Source organism: Dysosmobacter sp., assembly GCF_052306735.1.
Lineage (GTDB): Bacteria > Bacillota > Clostridia > Oscillospirales > Oscillospiraceae > Oscillibacter.
The window spans coordinates 13,122-34,628 of the sequence record NZ_DAWBAJ010000016.1 but is presented as its reverse complement, the minus strand read 5'-3'; the positions used below and the strand labels follow the sequence as shown (position 1 = coordinate 34,628).

Annotated in this window: 18 protein-coding genes and 1 tRNA gene; 16 read left to right on the top strand and 3 right to left on the bottom strand. The window is 62.6% G+C overall.

Translation table 11 applies throughout. The annotated features are described in order from the left end of the window. Nucleotides 1-48 precede the first annotated feature (48 nt). Nucleotides 49-933 carry a diacylglycerol/lipid kinase family protein gene (locus ACT67G_RS05995; RefSeq protein ID WP_326215953.1) on the top strand — a complete coding sequence of 295 codons (885 nt, stop codon included), beginning with the start codon at nucleotides 49-51 and terminating at the stop codon, nucleotides 931-933. Next, nucleotides 930-1,553 (top strand): NUDIX hydrolase, encoded by a 624-nt coding sequence (locus ACT67G_RS05990; protein ID WP_443663467.1) that lies wholly within the window; start codon nucleotides 930-932, stop codon nucleotides 1,551-1,553. The genes ACT67G_RS05995 and ACT67G_RS05990 overlap by 4 nt, the downstream gene beginning before the upstream one ends. 45 nt (nucleotides 1,554-1,598) lie before the next feature. On the opposite strand, the gene ACT67G_RS05985 is transcribed toward ACT67G_RS05990, so the two are convergent. Then, a complete protein-coding gene (locus tag ACT67G_RS05985; protein ID WP_443663466.1) occupies nucleotides 1,599-2,738 on the bottom strand; it encodes a GNAT family N-acetyltransferase in 1,140 nt (379 codons plus the stop codon). A 348-nt stretch (nucleotides 2,739-3,086) separates the two neighbouring features. Here ACT67G_RS05985 and ACT67G_RS05980 point away from each other — a divergent pair, with 348 nt between their 5' ends. Beyond that, nucleotides 3,087-3,266, top strand: coding sequence for a hypothetical protein (locus ACT67G_RS05980; protein ID WP_326215950.1), 180 nt, complete (start codon nucleotides 3,087-3,089; stop codon nucleotides 3,264-3,266). 174 nt (nucleotides 3,267-3,440) lie between these two features. Further along, nucleotides 3,441-3,532 (top strand) — tRNA-Ser (locus ACT67G_RS05975). 137 nt (nucleotides 3,533-3,669) lie between these two features. Here ACT67G_RS05975 and ACT67G_RS05970 read toward each other — a convergent pair. Then, nucleotides 3,670-5,328: a ribonuclease J gene (locus ACT67G_RS05970; protein WP_326215949.1), complete on the bottom strand. Its 1,659-nt coding sequence runs from the start codon at nucleotides 5,326-5,328 to the stop codon at nucleotides 3,670-3,672. A 471-nt stretch (nucleotides 5,329-5,799) separates the two neighbouring features. On the opposite strand from ACT67G_RS05970, the gene ACT67G_RS05965 reads away from it, so the two are divergent. The 12 genes from ACT67G_RS05965 (at nucleotide 5,800) to ACT67G_RS05910 (ending at nucleotide 20,068) form a co-directional block, all read left to right on the top strand. Further along, a complete protein-coding gene (locus ACT67G_RS05965) occupies nucleotides 5,800-6,825 on the top strand; it encodes a LacI family DNA-binding transcriptional regulator (RefSeq protein ID WP_326215948.1) in 1,026 nt (341 codons plus the stop codon). 129 nt (nucleotides 6,826-6,954) lie between these two features. Further along, entirely contained in the window at nucleotides 6,955-8,949 is a 1,995-nt protein-coding gene (locus ACT67G_RS05960) for a DHH family phosphoesterase (RefSeq protein ID WP_443663463.1), read from the top strand. Between the two features lie 54 nt (nucleotides 8,950-9,003). Then, the gene (rplI, locus tag ACT67G_RS05955) at nucleotides 9,004-9,453 is read left to right on the top strand and encodes a 50S ribosomal protein L9 (RefSeq protein ID WP_443663461.1); all 450 of its coding nucleotides are present in this window, start codon (nucleotides 9,004-9,006) and stop codon (nucleotides 9,451-9,453) included. A 62-nt stretch (nucleotides 9,454-9,515) separates the two neighbouring features. Beyond that, entirely contained in the window at nucleotides 9,516-10,868 is a 1,353-nt protein-coding gene (gene dnaB / locus ACT67G_RS05950) for a replicative DNA helicase (protein WP_443663460.1), read from the top strand. Nucleotides 10,869-10,903: 35 nt separating this feature from the next. After that, entirely contained in the window at nucleotides 10,904-12,268 is a 1,365-nt protein-coding gene (gene tilS / locus ACT67G_RS05945; protein WP_443663458.1) for a tRNA lysidine(34) synthetase TilS, read from the top strand. Next, the gene (hpt, locus tag ACT67G_RS05940; RefSeq protein ID WP_325247392.1) at nucleotides 12,258-12,809 is read left to right on the top strand and encodes a hypoxanthine phosphoribosyltransferase; all 552 of its coding nucleotides are present in this window, start codon (nucleotides 12,258-12,260) and stop codon (nucleotides 12,807-12,809) included. The genes tilS and hpt overlap by 11 nt, the downstream gene beginning before the upstream one ends. Before the next feature lie 53 nt (nucleotides 12,810-12,862). Beyond that, nucleotides 12,863-14,740: an ATP-dependent zinc metalloprotease FtsH gene (gene ftsH, locus ACT67G_RS05935; protein ID WP_325247391.1), complete on the top strand. Its 1,878-nt coding sequence runs from the start codon at nucleotides 12,863-12,865 to the stop codon at nucleotides 14,738-14,740. Between the two features lie 349 nt (nucleotides 14,741-15,089). Then, nucleotides 15,090-16,295: an ABC transporter substrate-binding protein gene (locus ACT67G_RS05930; protein ID WP_443663456.1), complete on the top strand. Its 1,206-nt coding sequence runs from the start codon at nucleotides 15,090-15,092 to the stop codon at nucleotides 16,293-16,295. A gap of 153 nt (nucleotides 16,296-16,448) precedes the next feature. Next, nucleotides 16,449-17,336: a branched-chain amino acid ABC transporter permease gene (locus ACT67G_RS05925; protein WP_325244017.1), complete on the top strand. Its 888-nt coding sequence runs from the start codon at nucleotides 16,449-16,451 to the stop codon at nucleotides 17,334-17,336. 14 nt (nucleotides 17,337-17,350) lie between these two features. Further along, nucleotides 17,351-18,523, top strand: a complete 1,173-nt coding sequence (locus ACT67G_RS05920) for a branched-chain amino acid ABC transporter permease (protein ID WP_325244015.1) — start codon at nucleotides 17,351-17,353, stop codon at nucleotides 18,521-18,523. Continuing rightward, entirely contained in the window at nucleotides 18,520-19,368 is an 849-nt protein-coding gene (locus ACT67G_RS05915; protein WP_325244013.1) for an ABC transporter ATP-binding protein, read from the top strand. The genes ACT67G_RS05920 and ACT67G_RS05915 overlap by 4 nt, the downstream gene beginning before the upstream one ends. Further along, nucleotides 19,355-20,068 carry an ABC transporter ATP-binding protein gene (locus ACT67G_RS05910; RefSeq protein WP_326215942.1) on the top strand — a complete coding sequence of 238 codons (714 nt, stop codon included), beginning with the start codon at nucleotides 19,355-19,357 and terminating at the stop codon, nucleotides 20,066-20,068. Before ACT67G_RS05915 ends, ACT67G_RS05910 begins: the two co-directional genes overlap by 14 nt. 47 nt (nucleotides 20,069-20,115) lie before the next feature. Here ACT67G_RS05910 and ACT67G_RS05905 read toward each other — a convergent pair whose 3' ends face one another. Beyond that, a complete protein-coding gene (locus tag ACT67G_RS05905; protein WP_443663454.1) occupies nucleotides 20,116-21,507 on the bottom strand; it encodes a YfcC family protein in 1,392 nt (463 codons plus the stop codon).

The window sequence follows — 21,507 nt, the reverse complement described above, 5'->3', positions numbered from 1 at the left end:
ATACTGCCTTTGTTTTTAGCAGTACCGCCCTGGGCAAGGAGGTTTCAAATGGAAAAGAAGCTGTTGTTTTTGGTCAATCCCAAGGCCGGACGCAATAAGTCCCGGGGGCCGCTGTTTGACGCGGTGTCCGTGTTGTGTCAGGCAGGATATCTGGTGAACGTCCACGAGACCACTGCCGCCGGAGACGCGGCAGCCACTGCCGCCGCCCAGGGGGCGGACTACGACCTGGTGGTGGCCGTGGGCGGGGACGGTACCCTCAATGAGACGGTGTCCGGCCTCATGCGGCTGGAGCAGCCGCCCCTGCTGGGATATCTCCCCCAGGGCAGCACCAATGATTTCGCCGCCAGCCTCCACATTTCCGGCGACCCGGCGGAGGCCGCCCGGGCCATTGTTCGCCATCAGGTGCGCACCCTGGACATCGGGGAGTGGAACCAGCGGAACTTCGTGTATGTGGCCTCTTTCGGGGCCTTTACCCGCTCCTCCTACGCGGCGCCCCAGGCCGCCAAAAACGCCCTGGGCCATTTCGCCTATATCCTGGAGGGCATGAAGGATCTGAGTACCCTGCGGCCCTATCCCCTGCGCATCGACGCCGACGGGGAGAATCTGGACGGGGACTATCTCTTCGGCGCCGTGTCCAACTCCACCTCCATCGGCGGACTCATGAAGCTGGATCCTGCCCGGGTGGTGCTGGATGACGGCCGCTTTGAGCTGCTGCTGATCCCCAACCCCAAGACGGCGGTGGGACTGCAGAATCTCATCTTCGCCCTGCTGAACCAGGATTACACCAGCGGCGGTGTCGTGTTCCGCCACGTCTCCCATCTCCATCTGGAAACGGATACGGAGCTGCCCTGGTCCCTGGATGGAGAGTATGCCCCCAGTGTGCCGGAGGTAGACATCGTCAACCGCCAGGCGGCATTGAGGATGCTGCTGTGAGGGAGCTGGAGCGCCTGGAGCGGCGCTTTGCAGGCCATGTGCCGGGGCTGCTGGGGGCCCGGCACAGCTATGCCGTGCTCTGCCCCCTGGTGGAGACGGCGGAGGGCCTTTCCCTGCTCTTTGAGGTGCGCTCAGCCTCCCTGCGCCGCCAGCCGGGAGAGGTGTGCTTCCCCGGCGGTCAGGCGGAGCCCGGGGAGGATGCCGCTGCCTGCGCCCTGCGGGAGACGGAGGAGGAGCTTGCTATCCCCCGCCGGGAGATCCGGGTGCTGGGGACCCCGGACTTTATCTGCAACCAGCGGGGCTTTTTGCTCCAGCCGGTGCTGGGACTGGTATCGGCGGCGGGATTTGGGGCCCTGCGCCCTTCCCCGGCGGAGGTGGCGGAGGTGTTCACCGCGCCCCTCTCCTTTTTCCGGCAGACGCCTCCCCAGGTGTACGCCTATGATCTGGTCCCCACGGAGCCGGAGAACTTCCCCTATGATGACATAGGGGTGGGGCAGGATTACCGCTGGAGCCGGGGGCGGGTGGAGGTGCCGGTGTGGTACTGGCACCGCCACGCCATCTGGGGCATGACCGCCCGCCTGGTGCGGGATCTGACGGATACCCTGGAGGAGACCTTATAACAAAACAGGGGACCGGAAGCCGTCTGGCTCCGGTCCCCTGTTTTGTTATGCTTCCGTGTTCCCCAGAAATTCCGGGCGGTAGCCGATATCCTTTTCCAGGATCTCCTGGCCCTCCGGCGTCTTTCCCACGGATGTAAAGCCGTACCGGATAAAAAACGCCCGGCCCGTCTCGTCCGAGGACTCCAGCACCGTGCGCAGGCGCTGCCGTCCCAGAGGGCGGTAGTGGGCCACCGCCTGGCCCAGCAGCTGTACGCCGAAGCCCCGCTGCCGAACCGCCTGGGGCAGGCACAGCAGGGAGATATAGCCGATCCCCGCTTCCGCGTCCCGGGCTGTGTCCAGCTGCACCACGCCCACCGGCCCCTCCGGCAGGCATCCCACCAGGGTGGTATGTCCCGCGGCACCGGAGAGCAGGCGCCGGGCGTCAAAGGGCTCCTGGCGGCCGCTCTCCTGCCACACGCTTTGCACGCAGCCGGTAAAAAATGCCTCGTCTTCCGGCAGGGCCAGAGGCCGGAACCACAGCCCCGGCTCCAGGGCGTTGGGGTGCTTTTTCAGCACGGCACCCCCGGTAAAGCGGGGATCCTCCAGATGGCTGGCGTCATCCCGGTATACCACGTGCAGTTTACCGTCCTCCCACTCCAGCAGGGAGACGGCGGTGTTGGAGCCGGTGGGCGTCTGGCCCAGCTGTTCCAGGGAATAGCCCTGTACCGTGGCCAGCAGGATGCGGATGGCGCAGCCGTGGGAGAAGACCGCCACGGTGCGGCCGTCGTTTTCCGCCGCGATCTTCTCTACGGCGTGGAGCACCCGGTCCCGGACCTGGGCGGGAGTCTCCGCCCCCTCCGCGTGCCACAGGTGCAGCCGGTGGGAGAAATTTTCCATCTGCTCCGGATCTGTCCGGGCGATCTCCCCCCAGGTCTTCTGCTCCCATACGCCCACGCAGATCTCCCGCAGGTCGCGGCACCGGTGGAGAGGCAGTTTTTTGGGGATGTAAATGGCGGCGGCGGTGGCGCAGGTGCGGTAGAGGTCGCTGGCGTATACGGCATCGATGTGGATGTCCGCGAACCGCCGCTCCAGAGCCCGGACCTGCTGTTGGCCCAGGTCGGTGAGGATACTGTTGTATTGGCCCTGGGCAATGCGGTAGAGGTTGCCCTCAGCCTCCGCATGCCGGATGAGATAGAGTTTGGTCATGAGTGCCTCCCGGGATGGATTGCAAAGGATGGATGCCCCGTCCGCTTATTTGCAGCGGCCTGCCGCATTGAAAATGATGGCGATGGGCAGCAGAAGCAAACACAGCAGCGGTATGCGGCACATCTCTTTCCACAAAATTTTGAAAAAACGGCCCCGCCGGGAAATGCGTCCTCCGCAAAGGGGCGTTTGCCGTTCGTTCACATTATATAAGAATTGCTCTCCGGTGTAAATCCACAGAGGTCAAGAAAGTTTTGCTCCCCGCCGGATGGCTGTTATGTATTTTTTTCCGGGGTGTTTTTTGTTTTCCGGGGGCATACTACCTCCGTGCCGAAAAGGAGTGACTTGATTATGAAGCTTAGTACCGGATTTTGGGTCGGTATGAGCGCCGGTCTCATGGCCGGCGCAGCCATGGGGATGATGGCGCCCTGCGGCAGGCAGTCCATGAAAACGCAGGTGGGTAAGAGTATCCACAAGCTGGGTGTCGCCGTGGACCATGCCGTGGACAACATCGTCTCCGATCTGCGCTGAAGCGCTGCGGCGGGGTGGGAGGCTGCTGTCTCCTGCCCCGCTGCCTGTCCCAGCAAAAATTTGAAAAAACCGTGATTCGGGGCTTGACTTTCCAAAAACCTCTGCTATAATAATAACGCTGTCGCTTTTGAGCGGCATCAAAGTGCATATGTTTTTTGCTACTGGAACAGCTATGGAGAAGTCGCCTAGTTGGTCGAGGGCGCATGATTGGAAATCATGTAGGCCCCTAAAGGGTCTCGAGGGTTCGAATCCCTCCTTCTCCGCCACATCGGAGCAAGCGTTGATCGCTTGCTCCGATTTTTTTATCCGCAGACAGTTTTGATATTTTCCAGGATATCTTCCCCGCCCGGTGCAGAGAAAAAAAGACGGCCCACAGGGGCCGTCTTTCTTGTTTGTTCGGTTTTTACAGGCGGGTCACCACGGGGATCACCATGGGGGAGCGCTTGGTGGTCTTGAAGAGGTAGCTGCTGACGGCGGACTTCACCGCGCCCTTGAGCTCTCCGTCGTCCCGGCTGCGCTTGCGGGTGACGGACTCCGCCGCCTCCAGCGCCACGTTCTGGAGCTCCTTCATCAGGTCGCCGGACTCCTTGACATAGATAAAGCCGCGGGTGACGATGTCCGGCGGGCTCAGCAGGGCGCCGTCGTGGCTGGAGATGGGCATTACCACCACCACCATGCCGTCCTCGGCCAGGCGCTTGCGGTCCCGCATCACCACGGCGCCCACATCGCCCACGCCGGAGCCGTCCACGTACACCTCGCCGGCGGGCACGGAGCCGCCGATCTTCAGGGTCTTCACCGTCAGCTCGATGACGGAGCCGTTGTCGGCAATGGCGATGTGGTTGCGGTCCATGCCCATTTCCTGGGCCAGCTGGGAGTGGATCTGCAGCATCCGCTGCTCGCCGTGGAGGGGAATAAAGAAGCGGGGCTTGGTGAGGGCGTGGATGATCTTCAGCTCCTCCTGGCAGGCATGGCCGGAGACGTGCAGCATGTCGGCCCGGTCATAGACCACCTTGACGCCCTTGCGGAAGAGCTCGTTGATGACCCGGGAGATGGTAACCTCGTTGCCGGGGATGGCGGAGGCGGAAATGATGACCTTGTCCCCCGCGCCAATCTCCACCTGCTTGTGGGTGGAGAAGGCCATGCGGTACAGGGCACTCATCTCCTCGCCCTGGGAGCCGGTGGTGACAATGACCTGCTTGTTCTTGGGCAGGCCCTTGATCTTGTTGATGTCCACCAGGGTGTTCTTGGGCACCTTCATATAGCCCAGCTCCGTGGAGACCTTCATCATGTTCTCCATGGAGCGGCCGGTGACGGCCACCTTCCGGCCGCAGGCAGCGGCGGCATCCAGCACCTGCTGGATGCGGTGGACGTTGGAGGCAAAGGTGGTGACGATGATGCGGTCCTCGCAGTTTTGGAACTGGCGCTTGAAGGTGGCGCCCACGGTCTTCTCCGACGGGGTGAAGCCCGGCCGCTCCACGTTGGTGGAGTCGGCGCACAGGGCCAGCACGCCCTCCTTGCCCAGCTCGCCCAGGCGGGCCAGATCGATGACTTCCCCGTCAATGGGGGTGGAGTCGATCTTGAAGTCGCCGGTGTGCACCACAGTGCCCATCCGGGTGTGGATGGCGAAGGCCACGGAGTCGGCGATGGAGTGGTTGACATGGATGAACTCCACAGAGAACTTACCGGCCCGGACGGTTTTGCCGGGCTCCACGGTGATGAGCTTGGTGCTCTTGAGGAGGCCGTGCTCCTCCAGCTTCAGCTTGATGAGGCCCGCGGTGAAGCGGGTGCAGTAGATGGGCATATTCACCTGCTTGAGCACGTAGGGGATGGCGCCCACGTGATCCTCGTGTCCGTGGGTGATAAACAGGCCCCGGATCCGGGCGCGGTTCTTGATGAGGTAGCTGACGTCCGGAATAATGGAGTCGATGCCGTACATGTCGTCCCCGGGGAACGCCATGCCGCAGTCCACTACAATGATCTCGCCGCCGTATTCGTAGACGGTCATGTTCTTGCCAATCTCGTTGAGACCGCCAAGGGGAATGATTTTCAATTTTTCTGCCATAGTTTGATCAGGTACTCCTTTTTTTGAAATTCGTGTTTCCCATGACCGGCAGTGTGGCGTGCGGAGGGGAAAGAGGGCTGTTTCCTGGGGAAAGAGCCCCAAAAAGCGGGAAAATTCCGGCATTCCCCCTAAAAAAGGGCACGCAAAGTAAAGACGCCCGGATACCTGTACGGCCCCGTTCCGCCGCCAGGAGTTCGGTCGCGTCATGCGCTCGGTCATATGGAAAATAATCTATTTGACCGGAATGGCACCACAGGCCAACCGGTGAAATACAACAAAGAGAGGCTGCGGGACATTTCCCCGCGCAGCTTAAGTCGATACTCTAGTATACCACACAGGGCACGGTTTGTATACTGTTTTTTCACGTAAACTTTGGAAAAAATCCGCCGGGACTTGACAACCAACCCAAACATGTTATGATTTTCCCATTGGAGAGTGTTTATTTTATATAAAAAAGAGGAGGCGCGGCGGATGCGGGCAACCATCAAAATGATCGCGGAGCGGGCCGGGGTTTCCATCGGTACGGTGGACCGGGTGCTTCACGATCGTCCGTACGTGAAAGCGGAGGTACGGGAGCGGATCTTGCAGGTGATGGAGGAGCTGGACTACCGGCCCAACCGCATGGCCAGCGCCCTTGCCACCAGCGGCACCCCCCGGCGCTTCGTGGTGGTACAGCCCGCCTGGAAGGAGTACCTGGGAGAGGCTATGGCGGAGGGCGTGGCCCAGTTCCGCAAAGCCCGCCGGGACTATAACCTGACGGTGGACGTCCTGGAATATCCCCGCAACGACATGGCTGCCTGCCTGCGCCTTCTGGAGCAGGTGGAGCGGGAGGGAGCCCAGGGCATCGCCCTGAGCGGCTTCGACTGCGAGAGCGTCCGCCGCAAGCTGGAGGAGCTCTCCCAGCGGCGGATCCCGGTGGTGACCTTCAACTCCGACATCGCCAACGCCCCGCGGCTGTGCTACGTGGGCGAGAATGCCCGCCGGGCCGGCCGTACCGCCGGAGAGATCGCCTCCAAGTTCTACCGCCCCGGGGACCGGATGCTGCTGGTATACGGCGGCCCGGAGTTCGCCGGCCACAAGGCCCGGGCGGAGGGGTTTTTGGAGCGGCTGGAAGAGGTGGGTATCCCCCGGGAGGTGTGCCGCCTGGCCGCCACCCACAATGAGTACGCCGAGACCCTGGAGGCAGTGTCCCAGGCCCTGGAACAGGAGCCTGCCCTGCATTATATCTATATGGCCAACGTCAGCGTTCCCGCCTGTGTGGAGGCAGTGCGCAAAGCGGGAAAGACCGGGCAGGTGCGCATCCTGGCCCACGATATCAGCCCCGAGATCCGCGCCTTTTTGAAAGAGGGCGTGGTGGACTTCGCCATTGACCAGAACCTCACCTATCAGATCCGCCATGCGCTGGAGCTGCTCTTTTGCGCGGTGGTGGAAAACCGGATGCCCAAGCAGGAGTGCTACTATCCGGAAAATCCCATTCTCAACGCCGAAAACAGCTGACAAGGGCCGCCCGTCCGCCGGATGGGCGGTTTTTGCTGTTGCACGGATTTTGGAAAGATGGTATACTGATATACCTAGTAATTCGCAGATTTTTTCACAGGTACTGCTGTCCAAAAGGAGACTGCCGGTATGAACAATAAAAAGCTATCCCGCCTGCTGGAGCCCAATTTGAAGCTCTATTTTCTGGTGATGGCCGCCTTTTCCGTGGTCACCGCCACAGTGAGCTTGAGAGTGGGTCTGGTGGAGGTTGCCGTGACCGTGGGGCTGTATGTCTACTTTACCCGGGCCAATCAGTCCCGCCGCCAGGGTATTTTGCAGTATATCGACAATTTGACCGGCAGCGTGGATACCGCCAGCAAGTCCACCCTCATCAACTCCCCCCTGCCCATCATGGTCTTTCGGCCAGACACCGGGGAGGTCATCTGGAGCAATGAGAACTTTCTCCAGCTGGCGGGGGTGCGGGAGCACCTCTTTGAGATGAAGGTGGAGGACGCGGTGCCCCACCTGCCGGTGGAGTGGCTGCTGGAGGGCAAGACGGAATGCCCGGAGCGGGTGGTCATGAACAACCGGCGCTTCCGGGTGTACGGCAGCCTGGTGCGCAGCCGCGGAAAGGGTACGGAGCAGAACCTGGTGGCCACCACCTACTGGGTGGATACCACCGATGCCGATGACCTCCGGGAGCATTACACCGCCTCCCGGCCGGTGATGGCCATTTTGCTCATCGATAACTACGAGGATCTCATGAAGGCCTGCGCCGATACCCAGCGCAGCGCCGTCCAGGCCCAGATCGACGAAAAGCTCAATGCCTGGGCTGCCCAGGGCCAGGGGATTTTGCTGAAAACCGACCGGGACCACTACCTCTTCATCTTTGAAGAGCAGTATTACCAGCCCTTTGTCCAGGAGCGTTTCGCCGTGCTGGACGCCATGCGGGAGATCAAGGTGGGCGAGGGCGTCCACCCCACCCTCTCCATCGGCGTGGGCAAGGATGCGGACAGCCTCCGGGAGCTGTACAAAAACGCCAACCTCTCGGTGGAGATGGCCCTCAGCCGGGGCGGCGACCAGGCGGTGGTGCGGGGCCGCATGGACTTCGAGTTCTACGGCGGCCGCTCCAAGACCACGGAAAAGCGCACCAAGGTCAAGTCCCGGGTCATGGCCAACGCCTTGAGCGAGCTGATTGCCGACGCCACGGAGATCTATATCATGGGCCACAGCTTCGCGGATATGGATGCTGTGGGCGCGGCGGCAGGCCTTTGCTGCGCCGCCCGCAAGCGGGGTAAAAAAGCCCGCATCGTCATCAATCTGGAGCACAACGCCGCCGGACTGGTGCTGGATCGGCTGCGGGCCCTGCCGGAGTATGAGGGGGTGTTTACCTCCCCGTCGGAGGCCTTCATCAACATCCGCCCCGGCGCGCTGCTGGTGGTGGTGGATACCAACCGGCCGGATATGGTGGAGAGCCAGCAGCTGCTGGAGTCCTGCAACCGGGTGGCGGTCATCGACCACCACCGCCGGGCGGCCTCCTACATTGAAAACGCCGCCTTCAGCTTCCACGAGCCCTACGCCTCCTCCACTTCGGAGCTGGTGACGGAGCTTCTGCAGTACCTGGTGGATTCCGCCGACCTCCTGCGGGAGGAGGCGGAGGCCCTGCTGGCGGGCATCGTGCTGGATACCAAGCACTTCACCCTCCGCACCGGCGGCCGTACCTTCGAGGCTGCGGCGTTTTTGCGCCGGGCAGGAGCCGACACCACCGATGTCCAGCGGCTGTTCCAGAACGATCTGCAGGACATGGTCTCCCGCTACGACATCATCCGCCGGGCCCAGCTCTACCGGGAGAATATCGCCGTGGCGGTGATCCCCCAGGACGGGGTGGACCGGGTGGCGGCGGCCCAGGCGGCGGACGAGCTGCTGACCCTCAAGGGGGTCAAGGCCTCCTTTGTGGTCTACCGCAGCGGGGAGGATGTGCTCATGTCCGCCCGCTCCCTGGGTGAGATCAACGTCCAGGTGATCCTGGAGGCTCTGGGCGGCGGTGGCAACTCCGCCACGGCCGGCGGCCGTGTGGAAAACGGCGACATCGACACCGTGCAGCAGGATCTGCTGGCGGCCATCGATCACTATTTTGAAAAATGACCCGCGGCCCCAGGGGCTCCAAGGGTCAATCTTGAAGAAACGAGGAACGAATCCATGAAAGTCATTTTACAGCAGGACGTCAAGGGCCAGGGCAAGAAGGGCCAGATGGTGGAGGTCTCCGAGGGCTACGCCCGCAACTACCTCCTGCCCCGGAAGCTGGCCATCGCCGCCACGGCGGACGCCATCAATACCATGAACCTCAAGGAGAAGGCCCGCAAGGCCGAGGAGGCCCGCTTGAAGGCTGAGGCCGAGGCCACCGCCGAAAAGCTCAAGGAGTGCCAGGTGAAGCTCACCGCCAAGGCCGGAAACGGCGGCCGCCTCTTCGGCGCCGTCACCGCCAAGGAGATCTCCGAGGGGCTCAAGGCCCAGTTCGGTCTGGACATCCCCAAGCAGAAGCTGGTGCTGGAGGAGCCCATCAAGGCATTCGGCACCTATCAGATCAAGGCCAAGCTGGGCTTTGAGGTCACCGGCACGGTTTACGTGGCCGTGTACGAGGAAAAATAAGGATACCCGCGGGGGAGCTGCCCCGTTTCCATTTTGATTGCTGATCCCGGAGGTGATGATCCATGGCAAATGAAGACCTGCTGCTGCGGCAGATGCCCCACTCCCTGGAGGGGGAGCAGGCGGTGCTGGGTTCCATGCTCATTGACCCGGACTGCGTCAAGGACGTCATGGATAAGCTGCGGCCGTCGGATTTCTACCTGCGCCAGAACCGGGAGATCTTCGAGACCATTTACACCATGTTCACCTACGCCAAGCCCATCGACGGCATCACCGTCTGTGAGGAGATGCAAAAGGCGGGCACCTACGACGACCAGACCACCCGCTCCTACCTTGCCCAGCTGATGGAGATCACCCCCACCAGTGCCAACGTCATGGAGTACGTGGCCATCGTCCATGACAAGGCCATGTTGCGGGGCGTGGCCCAGGCCGCCGCCGAGATCACCGCCATGGTGCAGGAGGGCGTGGGTGAGGCCTCCGCCATTTTGGAGAACGCGGAGCAGAAGATCTACGCCGTGCGCCGGGGCCAGGGTGCCCAGAGCATGGTGCCGCTGCGGCAGGTGCTGCCGGAGGTGCTGGACCGCCTGAGCGAAATGAGCGAGAGCGATTCCCGCCTGCCGGGCCTTTCCACGGGCCTTTCCGCCGTGGACCAGAAGATCACCGGCCTTAATAAATCGGACCTCATTTTGCTGGCGGCCCGTCCCGGCATGGGTAAGACCTCCTTTGCCATGAACGTGGCGCTGAACGTGGCCAAGTCCACCCAGAAGACGGTGGCCATCTTCTCTCTGGAGATGTCCCGGGAGCAGCTGGCCATGCGCCTTTTATCCTCGGAGGCCTGCGTGGAGAACTACCGCCTCAAGACCGGCTCCCTGCGGGAGACGGACTGGGAGAAGATCGCCGGCGCCGCCACGGTTTTGAACCGGGTGGATGTGCGCATCGACGACAACCCCATGCTCTCCGTGGCGGATATGAATGCCAAGTGCCGCCGCCTGGACAACCTGGGCCTGGTGGTCATCGACTACCTGCAGCTGATGACCTCTGCCGGGGGCAAGGGCCACAGCGGCGAAAACCGCCAGCAGGTGGTCTCCGATATCTCCCGGATGCTCAAGATCATGGCCAAGGAGCTGAACATCCCCGTCATCTGCCTGAGCCAGCTCTCCCGTGCCAACGAAAAGCGGGACGATAAGCGGCCCATGCTCTCCGACCTGCGGGAATCCGGCGCCATCGAGCAGGACGCGGATATCGTTCTCTTTTTGTACCGGGACGACTATTATAATGAGGACTCCGAAAAGCACAACATCGCCGAGTGCATCGTGGCCAAGAACCGCCACGGCGAGACCGGCAAGGTGGAACTGCGGTGGATGCCGGAGTACACCACCTTCTCCACACTGGATACCCGCTATGACGACGAGGAATGAGCCGGCCTGATGCCGGAGATGGGAGGCAGGCGCCTATGTGTGAGGTTCTGGACCGGGTGCCCCGCTGGCTTTTGCCGGGACCGGGACAGACGGTGCTGTGCGCCGTCTCCGGCGGCCTGGACTCCATGTGCCTGCTCTATCTGCTGGCGGATTGGTGCGGCAGGCGGCAGGGCCGGGTGGTGGCGGCCCACTTCAATCACCGCCTCCGGGGGGCGGACTCCGACAGGGACCAGGCCTTCGTGGAAAGCTGGTGCGCCGCCCGGGGGATCGAGGCCGTCTGCGGCTCCGGAGACGTGGCGGCCCTGGCCGCCGGGGAGGGCCTGTCCCTGGAGGAGGCCGCCCGGGACCTGCGGTATGCCTTTTTGCGCCGGGAGGCGGAGAAGCTGGGGGGCGTGCGGATCTACACCGCCCACCACGCCGATGACAACGCCGAGACCATCCTCTTCCACCTGATCCGGGGCACCGGGGTGGCGGGACTTGCCGGCATGACATACCAGCACGAGGGCATTTACCGCCCCCTGCTGGATCTCACCCGGCAGGAGCTGGCCCAATACGCCGCCGCCCATGAGATCCCCCATGTGGAGGATGCCAGCAATGCCGATCCGGATGCCGCCGCCCGGAATTTCCTGCGGCTGGAGGTGATGCCGCTTCTGCGGCAGATCAACCCCAGGGCCGTGGAGCACATCAATGCCGCCGGACGCCGCCTGCGGGTGGTGGACCGGTCTCTGGAGGAGGAGGCCGCCCGCCGCACCGCCCATGTGGAGGTCCGGGAGGGCCGGGTGACACTGGCGGGACAGGCCCTGGCAGAGGCCACTGCCGCGGTGCGGCCCCGGATGCTGCTGCGGCTCTTTGATCTTCTGGGGGTGGGCCGGAGGGATATCACCGCCGCCCACCTGAACGCCATCCTCCGCCTGATGCGCAGTACCCTCCGGGGACGGGAGAGCCGCCTGGACCTGCCTCACGGCGTCACCGCCCGGTACTGCCGGGAGTGGCTGATCCTGGAGACCCGCCCCCAGCCCCTGACGGAGGTCCAGCTGCTGCCGGGCTGCCCCGTCACCTGGGGAGATTACACCCTGACCCTGCTGGACCGCCGGGCGGGGCCGGGCCTTGCCCTGCGGCCCCGGCGGCAGGAGGAGCGGATGAGCCTCACCGTAGGGCCCTGCCAGGCAGGGGACCGGCTGACGCTGCCGGGAGAGCGGGGCGGGCGCACCGTCAAGCGGCTGTGCCTGGACCGGCACATCACCCTGGCGGAGCGGGACCGGCTCCCCGCCGTTTACCTGGGGGACCGCCTGGCCGCCGTGTGGGGACTGGGTGTGGATATGGAATTTGCACCGGAGGGGGAGCCCTGCCGGTTTATCCAAATTATGAAAAAAACAGAGGAGAATCACCATGAAAAGTGAGATGGAACAGGACATCCTGAAGGTACTGGTTACGGAAGAGGAGCTCAAGGCCCGCATCGCGGAGCTGGGCGCGGAGCTCTATGACCGCTTCCAGGGCAAGCAGCCGTTGTTTTTGGGGGTGCTGAAGGGCTCCTTCGTCTTTATGGCGGACCTGGTACGCGCCTGCCAGCTGCAAAGCGACGTGGAGTTCATCGCCGTGAGCTCTTATCAGAACGCCACCGTGTCCTCCGGGCGGGTGCAGATCACCCATGACCTCCAGCAGGACATCACCGGCCGCCACCTCATCATTGTGGAGGACATTCTGGACTCCGGCAATACCCTGGCCTTCCTGAAGGAGTATTTCCTCACCAAGGGGGCCGCGTCCATCACCATCGTGACGCTGCTGGATAAGCCCTCCCGCCGGGTGAAGGCCATCACCGCGGATCTGGCGGGCTTTGTGGTGCCGGACGAATTCGTGGTGGGCTACGGCCTGGATTATTGCCAGCGCTACCGCAATGTGCCCTATATCGGCGTTTTGAAGCCGGAGGTCTACAGCAAGTAAGATCCCGGCCACGTCTGCCGGGAGCATCCGGCGGAAAAGGAGGAACCCGTCCCGTGAACAAGCAAAACCGCACATCCAACCTCAGCTTTATCCTGCTGCTGGTAGTCATCCTGGGATGCCTGGGCTGGCTGTGGCAGGCGGATGATCACGCCCCACAGGTGTCCTATGCCCAGGTTCGGCAGCTTTTCCTGCAGGAAAAGGTGAAGACCTTCGACATCGACACCGACCACACTCTGACCTTGACGCTGCGGGAGCCGGTGGACGGCAACAGCGAGGTCCGCTACAAGCTCTATGATTTCCAGCTCTTTTACGATGACCTCAATGACCTGGTGCAGCAGCAGTACGCCGATGGGATCATCACCGACTACGATTACCCGGATCCGGAGACCACCAACTGGCTGGAAGTGCTGCTGCCCTGGGTGCTGACGGCGCTGCTGCTGGGCGGCCTGTGGTACTTTATGGTGCTGCGGGGCCAGGCCGGAGGCGTGGGACCCGACAAGATGGCCAAATTCGGCTCCGCCCGCACCCGGATGCTCTCCGACAAGGATAAGAAGATCACCTTCGACGATGTGGCCGGCGCCGACGAGGAGAAGGAGGAACTCCAGGAGATCGTGGAATTCCTGCGGGATCCCAAGCAGTTTATGGCCCTGGGCGCCCGGATTCCCAAAGGCGTGCTGCTGGTAGGCCCTCCGGGCACCGGCAAGACCCTCCTGGCCAAGGCTGTGGCCGGAGAGGCCGGGGTGGGCTTCCTCTCCATCTCCGGCTCCGACTTTGTGGAGCTGTACGTGGGCGTAGGCGCCAGCCGCGTCCGGGACCTCTTTGACCAGGCCAAGAAGAACTCCCCCGCCATCGTCTTTATCGATGAGATCGATGCTGTGGGCCGCCAGAGAGGCACAGGCCTGGGCGGCGGACACGACGAGCGGGAACAAACCCTCAACCAGCTGCTGGTGGAGATGGACGGCTTCGCCGCCAACGAGGGCGTGGTGGTTCTGGCCGCCACCAACCGGGCCGACGTGCTGGATCCCGCCCTGCTGCGCCCCGGCCGGTTCGACCGGCAGATTTACGTGGGCCTGCCGGATATCAAGGGCCGGGAAGAGATCCTACAGGTTCACGCCAAGGGCAAGCCCCTGGCGGAGGATGTGGATCTCAAGCGCCTGGCCCAGGGGACTCCCGGCTTCACCGGCGCCGACCTGGAGAACCTCATCAACGAGGGCGCCCTGCTGGCCGCCCGCCGCAAGCGCAAGTTCATCACCATGGCCGATCTCAAGGAGGCGGAGATCAAGGTCATTGCCGGCCCTGAGAAGAAAAGCCGCATCATCCCCCAGCATGAGCGGGAACTCACCGCCTATCACGAGGCGGGCCACGCGGTGGTGATGCACGTCCTGCCGGACCATGATCCCGTTACCCAGATCACCATTGTGCCCCGGGGCAAGGCCGGCGGCATGACCATCTCGTTGCCGGAGGAGGACCGTTCCTACCTCTCCAAGCGGTATATGGAAGATCAGATCGTGGCCCTGCTGGGCGGCCGGGTGGCGGAGAAGCTGTGCCTGGGAGACATCTCCACCGGCGCCAGCAACGACATCCAGCGTGCCACGGAGATCGCCCGGAAGATGGTGGCCTCCTACGGCATGAGCGACAAGATCGGCACCGTCTCCTTCGAGTCCGGCCACGACGAGGTGTTCATCGGCCGCACCATGACCCAGGGCCGCAGCTATTCCGAGGCTGTAGCCGCCCAGATCGACGAGGAGGTCAAGGCCCTGGTGCAGCGCTCCTACGACCGCTGCGAGTCCATCCTCCGGGACAACCGGCGCAAGCTGGACACCGTGGCCCAGTATCTGCTGGAGCACGAGACCATGGATCAAGAGGCCTTTTTGGCGGTCTTTGACGAAAAGCCCGCCCCTCCGGCGGAGGACGCCGCCGATTCCCAGTGATCCTGATTTCTGACAAAAACCGCCGCGGTTTTCCGCGGCGGTTTTTTTGAACCAAGAAAAAGTTAAAAATGCCTGAAAAATTTCTCCCAAGATGGGCAAAATCACGAAAAAGACTGTCTCCCAGCTGCGGACAAAATTCCATAGTTTTAAAATTGATTTTCACGACTGTCCACGTACAGAGGACAAATGACCGGATAATGGAGAGGACAGGCGGCCTGGAGGCAGAAAAAACGGCGTTTCTTTCTGTGAATTATGAATCTTGAAAACCGGGGCAAAATCTCTTAGAATGCCATTATTACATTGGGGGCCGTGGAAGAGGCTCCCAAGAGGATCAGGAGGAAAAGAAGCTATGAAGAAGATTCTGGCATTGGTTCTGGCCATGGCCATGACGCTGTCTCTGGCGGCCTGCGGCTCCAGCGGCACCAGCGGCGAGACTGCCGACACCACCGGCGATAGCGGCTCCGGCGACAAGGTCGTCAAGATCGGCGTGTTTGAGCCCGCCTCCGGCGACTCCGCCTCCGGCGGCAAGAAGGAAATGCTGGGCATGCAGTTCGCCAACTCCGAGACGCCCACCGTGGACATCGGCGGCGAGACCTACAATGTGGAGCTGGTCTATGCCGACAATGGCTCCGATACGTCCAAGGCACCCTCTGCCGCTTCCACGCTGGTCAGCGAGGGCGTGAGCATCGTGCTGGGCTCCTACGGCTCCGGCGTGTCCATCGCCGCCGGCAACACCTTCCGTGACGCGGGCATCCCTGCCATCGGCGTCACCTGCACCAACCCCAACGTCACCGCCGGCAACGACTACTATTTCCGCATCTGCTTCCTGGATCCCTTCCAGGGCACCGTTCTGGCCAACTTCGCCGGTGAGAAGTTCGGCGCCAAGAAGGCGTACCTGCTGGGCGAGCAGGGCAACGAGTATGACCAGGGCCTCATCGCCTTCTTCGAGCAGGCCTTCACCGCCGCCGGCGGCACCGTGGTCAAGGACTCCTTCCCCAAGAACAACTCCGACTTCACCTCTTACCTGAACAAGGCCAAGAGCGAGGGCGCCGAGGTCATCTTCACCCCCGTCTCCATCGCCTATGCCACCCAGATCGTCTCCCAGGCTGCCAAGCTGGGCATCGACATCCCCTTCCTGGGCTCTGATACCCTGGACGACAACAAGGTCCTGGAGGCTGCCAAGGGCACCAACATCCAGCTCTACGTCTCCACCTTCTATCAGGAAGGCGGCAACCCCGACTTCGACGCGGGCATCAAGGACTATATCAACAACAACGCCGACGCCAAGACCGCCAACGGCGGCGACGACACCATCGCGGCTGTGACTGCCATGGGCTATGACGCCTACTATGTGGCCCTGGAGGCCCTCAAGGCCGCCGGTTCCACGGATTCCGCCGCTGTCCAGCAGGCTCTGTGGGACGTCACCTATGACGGTGTCTCCGGCCACATTGCCTTCGACGACACCAACGGCGACGCCGTCCGCGACACTGCCTATATCAAGGTGTGCGACACGGCTGCCGGCGCCTGGACGCTGGAGAAGTCCCAGACCGCCTGAGAACACACATGCTGTCAGCTTGGCGGGGGTCCCTACCCCCGCCAAGCCCATGTCTCCCGGTTCCGGGAGTCCGGTTCTGGGCGGTCCTGAAAGGGACGGCGGGAGGGTCCTTTTCAAGACCGCCCAAATCTGCAAACAAGGGAGGAACCTTTTGTGGAATACGCCATTTCCGTACTGCTCTCCGGTATCTCCGTGGGAGGACAGTACGCCCTCATCGCCATTGGGTATACCATGGTGTACGGCATTTTGCGCCTCATCAACTTCGCCCACGGCGACGTGTTCATGGTGGCGGGCCTCATCGCCATCTATCTTACCACCATGGGGCTGCCCCTGCCTGTGACGCTGCTGCTGGTGATCGTGCTGACGGTTGCCCTGGGCTTCATCATTGAGCGGGTGGCCTATAAGCCCCTGCGCTCGGCGCCCCGGATGAGCGTCATGATCTCCGCCATCGGCGTCAGCTACCTGCTGCAAAACACCGCCACCTTCGTCACCGGCGGCCAGCCCATGAACTACCCCACCATTCCCGCCCTCTCCAAGATGGTCACCATCGGCGGGGCCTCCACCACCCTGGTGACGGTGGTCACCCCCATTCTGGTGGTGGTGCTGGTGATCGCCCTGGTGCAGCTCATCAACCACACCAAGATCGGCATGGCCATGCGGGCCGTGGCCAAGGACTTTGAGACCAGCCAGCTGATGGGCATCAAGATCAACTCCGTCATCTCCATGACCTTCATCATCGGCTCCGCCCTGGCGGCCCTGGGCTCCATTTTGTACTTTACCAACTATCCCTATATCACCCCCACCGCCGGCGCCATGCCGGGGCTGAAGGCCTTCGTGGCGGCGGTATTCGGCGGCATCGGCTCCATTCCCGGGGCCGTCATCGGTGCATTCCTCATCGGCATCTGCGAAAATATCATCAAGGCCCTGCCCTTTGAAGGGGCCACCACCTTCGTGGACGCCTTCACCTTCGCCCTGCTCATCGTGATCCTGGTGGTCAAGCCCACCGGCCTCTTCGGTGAGAAGGCCACCGACAAAGTGTAAAGGGGGCGCAGGAAATGATTCGGAAAAAGACAGTCAACAAGGGCGCCCTGGCGGGCTTCATCGGCGCTGTGGCCGTGCTGGCCCTGGTGATCATCCTGGAAAATACCATGGGGCCCAACGGCCAGCTCTTCACCGTGCTGAAAAAGGGCGCGGTGTATACCCTGGTGGCCGTGTCCATGAACCTGCTCAACGGCTTTACGGGCCTCTTTTCCCTGGGCCAGGCGGGCTTTATGCTGCTGGGCGCTTACACCTATGCCATTTTGACGGTCCCTGTGGCCGCCAAGGATACGGTCTACTACCTCTACGGCGGCTCCGCCGTGAAGTTCTCCCTGCCGGACATCTTCTACGGCATCTTCGGCTCTGAGGGTGCCGGCGGCATGGTGGCCCTGACGCTGGGCGTGCTGCTGGCCATCATCCTGGGCGGATTGGTGGCGGCCATCTTCGCCTACCTGATCGGCCTCCCCGTCCTGCGGCTCAAGAGCGACTATCTGGCCATCGCCACGCTGGGCTTCGCGGAGATCATCCGGGCCATCTTCCAGTGGCAGGCCCTGGGCCCCGTCACCAACGGCGCAAACATGATCACCCAGATCCCCATTTTCTCCAGCTTCAACATCAAGCTGGCAAACGGCGGCACACTGTATCTCTCCACCGCCTTCCCCATCCTCATCATGATGATCTGCCTGGCGATTATCGTCATGCTCATCAACTCCTCCTACGGCCGGGCCTTCAAGGCCATCCGGGAGGATGAGATCGCCGCGGAGGCCATGGGCATCAACCTGGCCCACCACAAGATGCTCTCCTTCTGCATCAGCTCCTTCTTCGCCGGTGTGGGCGGCGCCCTCTTCGCCATGTACGCCAGCAACGCCCAGGCCATGGTGTATACCTCTACCATGACCTATGAGATTTTGCTGATCGTGGTCATCGGCGGCATCGGCTCCATTACCGGCAGCGTCCTGGCCACCTTCCTGTATGTGGCCTGCTCGGAGTGGTGGCTCCGGGGCCTGGATATGGGCTCCTTCCTGGGGATCCAGTCGGGCCTGTTCCGCAACGGCTTCCGCATGGTGGTCTTCTCCGTGGTCATCATGATCGTGGTGCTGTTCTTCCGCCGGGGCATCATGGGTGACAAGGAGCTCACCGATCTCTTCCGGCGCCGCAAAAAACCGCAAGCAAAGGAGGCGGCGAAATGAGTGAGAACGTCCTTCGCCTGGAACATGTGACCATGCAGTTCGGCGGTGTGGTGGCCGTCAACGATCTGAACCTGGAGGTCAACAAGGGGGAGATCGTGGCCCTTATCGGCCCCAACGGCGCCGGCAAGACCACGGCCTTCAACTGCATCACCGGCGTCTACCAGCCCACCAACGGCCGGGTTTCCTTCCTGGGGGAGACCATGGTGGAAAACCATCCCCAGGGCAAGATGCAAAAGCTCTACGCTGGGGAGCAAAAGGGCATGTATACCCAGGCCATCGCCCCCACCCCGGATAAGATCACGGCCCTGGGCATCGCACGGACCTTCCAGAATATCCGTCTGTTCTCCAAGCTCTCCGTACTGGAAAATGTCCTCATTGCCAAGCACATGCGGGCCAAGCAGAATGTCTTCTCTGCCACCTTCCGCCTCAACCGCAAGGAAGAGGAGCGGATGCAGCAGGAGTCCATGGCGCTTCTGGAGGAGCAGAATCTCGCCCACCTGAAAGACGAGGTGGCAGGCTCCCTGCCCTACGGCCTCCAGCGCCGTCTGGAGATCGCCCGGGCCCTGGCCACGCAGCCGAAGCTCTTGCTGCTGGATGAGCCCGCCGCGGGCATGAACCCCCAGGAGACCCAGGAGCTGGCGGACTTCATCCGCAAGATCCGCAGCGAGTACGATCTAACGGTGCTCATCATCGAGCACCACATGGACCTGGTCATGCAGATCTCCGACCGCATCTACGTCCTGGACTTCGGCAGGCTCATCGCCCAGGGCACTCCGCAGGAGATCCAGAACAATCCTCGGGTCATCGAGGCGTATTTGGGGGTGGCAGACGATGCTGAAAATTGATGAACTGAAAGTCAGCTACGGCGGCATCGAGGCCGTCAAGGGCATCACCTTCGAGGTGCCCGAGCGGAAGATCGTCACCCTCATCGGCGCCAACGGCGCCGGCAAGTCCACCACCCTGCGGACCATCGCGGGATTGGTGCGGCCCGCCGCAGGACGCATCCACCTTCAGGGAGAGGACATCACCGGCCTCTCTCCCGACCGCATCGTGCCCAAGGGCATCACCCTGGTGCCGGAGGGACGGCGGGTGTTCCCGGATCTGACGGTGCTGGAGAACCTGCGCATCGGCGCCTACCTGCGCACCGACAAGGACAGTGTGGAAGAGGATATCCAGTGGGTCTACGAGCTCTTCCCCCGGCTCCAGGAGCGTTCCTGGCAGGCGGCGGGCACCCTTTCCGGCGGCGAACAGCAGATGCTGGCCGTGGGCCGGGCCCTGATGTCCCGCCCCAAGCTGATGATGCTGGATGAGCCCTCTCTGGGCCTTGCCCCGCTGGTGGTGCAGGACATCTTCTCCATCATCCGGGAGATCAACCACCAGGGCGTCACCATCCTCCTCATTGAGCAGAACGCCAACATGGCCTTGAAGATCGCGGATCTCGCCTACGTGCTGGAAACCGGCAAGATCACCATGTCCGGTACCGGTGCGGAGCTGCTGGCCAACGAAAAGGTCAAGGAAGCCTACCTGGGCAAGCACAAGAACTGAAAAAGCGCAAAAGAAAGATCCCGTTCCGAAAGGAACGGGATCTTTTTTCACGCCAGCAGCGCACCTGCTGCCAGAAACACAAGCGTCAGCGCCAGGAAATACAGCGCCAGCTTCCACACGAATTTGATCCAGCGGTCGTAGGGTACATGGCCCAGGGCCAACGCGCCCATTACCACCGCCGCAGTGGGCGTTACGATGTTCACCAGGCCGCAGGCAGACTGGAAGGCCGTAACCACCAGGTCGCCCCCTACCCCGGCAAAGCGCCCCAGAGGGGCGATGATGGGGATGGAGAGGGTGGCAAGGCCCGAGGAGGAGGGGATCAGCACCGTCAGGGGCAGGTAGAGCAAAAAGACCAGCAGCACGAAGCTGACGCTGCCCGCTCCGGAAAGAGCCTCCTCCCCCCAGTGGAGGATGGTGTCGGTAATGCGGCCGTCGGCCATGAGGACGGTGATGCCCCGGCTGATGCCGATGATGAAGGCCACGCCCAAGAGATCCGCGCAGCCTGCCACAAAGGTCTCCACCAGCTCCTCCTCCCCCATGTGGTCCATGAGTCCCACGATGACGCCGCCCACCAGGAACAGCGCCGAGAGCTCCGGGAACCACCAGCCCAGGGTGGGCAGGGCCAGGCCCATCTCGTCAAAGGGGATAACGGCGTAGGTCATCACCAGAAACGTCAGGGCAAAGACCGCCAGAATGGCTTTGCGCCGGGATGTCAGAGGCATGGAGTCGCTGGTGCTGCTCACCTGGAGTCGTCCGGCGCCCACGCCCACTACCGACCGGGCGGGATCGTGCTTGACACGCCGGGCGTAGGCCATCACAAACCAGATGGCCGCCCCTTCAAAGACGATCCACTGCAAAAGCCGCAGCAAAATGCCGTCTCCCAGGGAGACCCCGGCAAAGCCCGCCGCAATGCCGGTGGCAAAGGGGTTCACGGTAGAGGCAATGACGCCGGCGCCGGCCCCCAGCAAAATGACGCTGATGCCTACCACGGCGTCGTATCCTGCCGCCAGAAACACCGGGATCAGCAGGGGGTAAAAAGCCATGGTCTCCTCCCACATGCCGTAGGTGGTGCCCCCCAGGCCGAAAAACAGCATCAAAATGGGAATCAGCCACATCTCCCGGCCTCCCAGCCGGGCGATGACGGCCCCCACCCCGGCGTCAATGGCGCCGGTTTTCATGACGATGCTTAAAAAGCCGCCCACCATCAAAATGAACAGGCACACGTCCACCGCATCGTAGAAGCCGGAGAAGGCGGCCTTGAGCACATCTCCCACCCCTTGGGGGGCGGCCTCCACGGCGTGGTACGTCCCTGCCACCGGCACGCCGTCCACGTAGTCGTAGGATCCGGCGGGAATGATCCAGGTGGCGGCGGCCACCGCCACGATCAGCAGAAAGAGGATGGTGTAGGCGGTGGGCATCCGGAATTTCCGTTTTTCCAA

What these genes read in the sequence shown, in the direction of transcription:
- hpt (WP_325247392.1), top strand. Translation starts at nt 12,258, where the DNA reads ATGAAAAGTGAGATGGAACAGGACATCCTGAAGGTACTGGTTACGGAA.
- tilS (WP_443663458.1), top strand. Translation starts at nt 10,904, where the DNA reads ATGTGTGAGGTTCTGGACCGGGTGCCCCGCTGGCTTTTGCCGGGACCG.
- ACT67G_RS05980 (WP_326215950.1), top strand. Translation starts at nt 3,087, where the DNA reads ATGAAGCTTAGTACCGGATTTTGGGTCGGTATGAGCGCCGGTCTCATG.
- ACT67G_RS05915 (WP_325244013.1), top strand. Translation starts at nt 18,520, where the DNA reads ATGAGTGAGAACGTCCTTCGCCTGGAACATGTGACCATGCAGTTCGGC.
- dnaB (WP_443663460.1), top strand. Translation starts at nt 9,516, where the DNA reads ATGGCAAATGAAGACCTGCTGCTGCGGCAGATGCCCCACTCCCTGGAG.
- ACT67G_RS05970 (WP_326215949.1), bottom strand. Translation starts at nt 5,328, where the DNA reads ATGGCAGAAAAATTGAAAATCATTCCCCTTGGCGGTCTCAACGAGATT.
- ACT67G_RS05965 (WP_326215948.1), top strand. Translation starts at nt 5,800, where the DNA reads ATGCGGGCAACCATCAAAATGATCGCGGAGCGGGCCGGGGTTTCCATC.
- ACT67G_RS05960 (WP_443663463.1), top strand. Translation starts at nt 6,955, where the DNA reads ATGAACAATAAAAAGCTATCCCGCCTGCTGGAGCCCAATTTGAAGCTC.
- ACT67G_RS05910 (WP_326215942.1), top strand. Translation starts at nt 19,355, where the DNA reads ATGCTGAAAATTGATGAACTGAAAGTCAGCTACGGCGGCATCGAGGCC.
- rplI (WP_443663461.1), top strand. Translation starts at nt 9,004, where the DNA reads ATGAAAGTCATTTTACAGCAGGACGTCAAGGGCCAGGGCAAGAAGGGC.
- ACT67G_RS05995 (WP_326215953.1), top strand. Translation starts at nt 49, where the DNA reads ATGGAAAAGAAGCTGTTGTTTTTGGTCAATCCCAAGGCCGGACGCAAT.
- ACT67G_RS05920 (WP_325244015.1), top strand. Translation starts at nt 17,351, where the DNA reads ATGATTCGGAAAAAGACAGTCAACAAGGGCGCCCTGGCGGGCTTCATC.
- ACT67G_RS05930 (WP_443663456.1), top strand. Translation starts at nt 15,090, where the DNA reads ATGAAGAAGATTCTGGCATTGGTTCTGGCCATGGCCATGACGCTGTCT.
- ACT67G_RS05985 (WP_443663466.1), bottom strand. Translation starts at nt 2,738, where the DNA reads ATGACCAAACTCTATCTCATCCGGCATGCGGAGGCTGAGGGCAACCTC.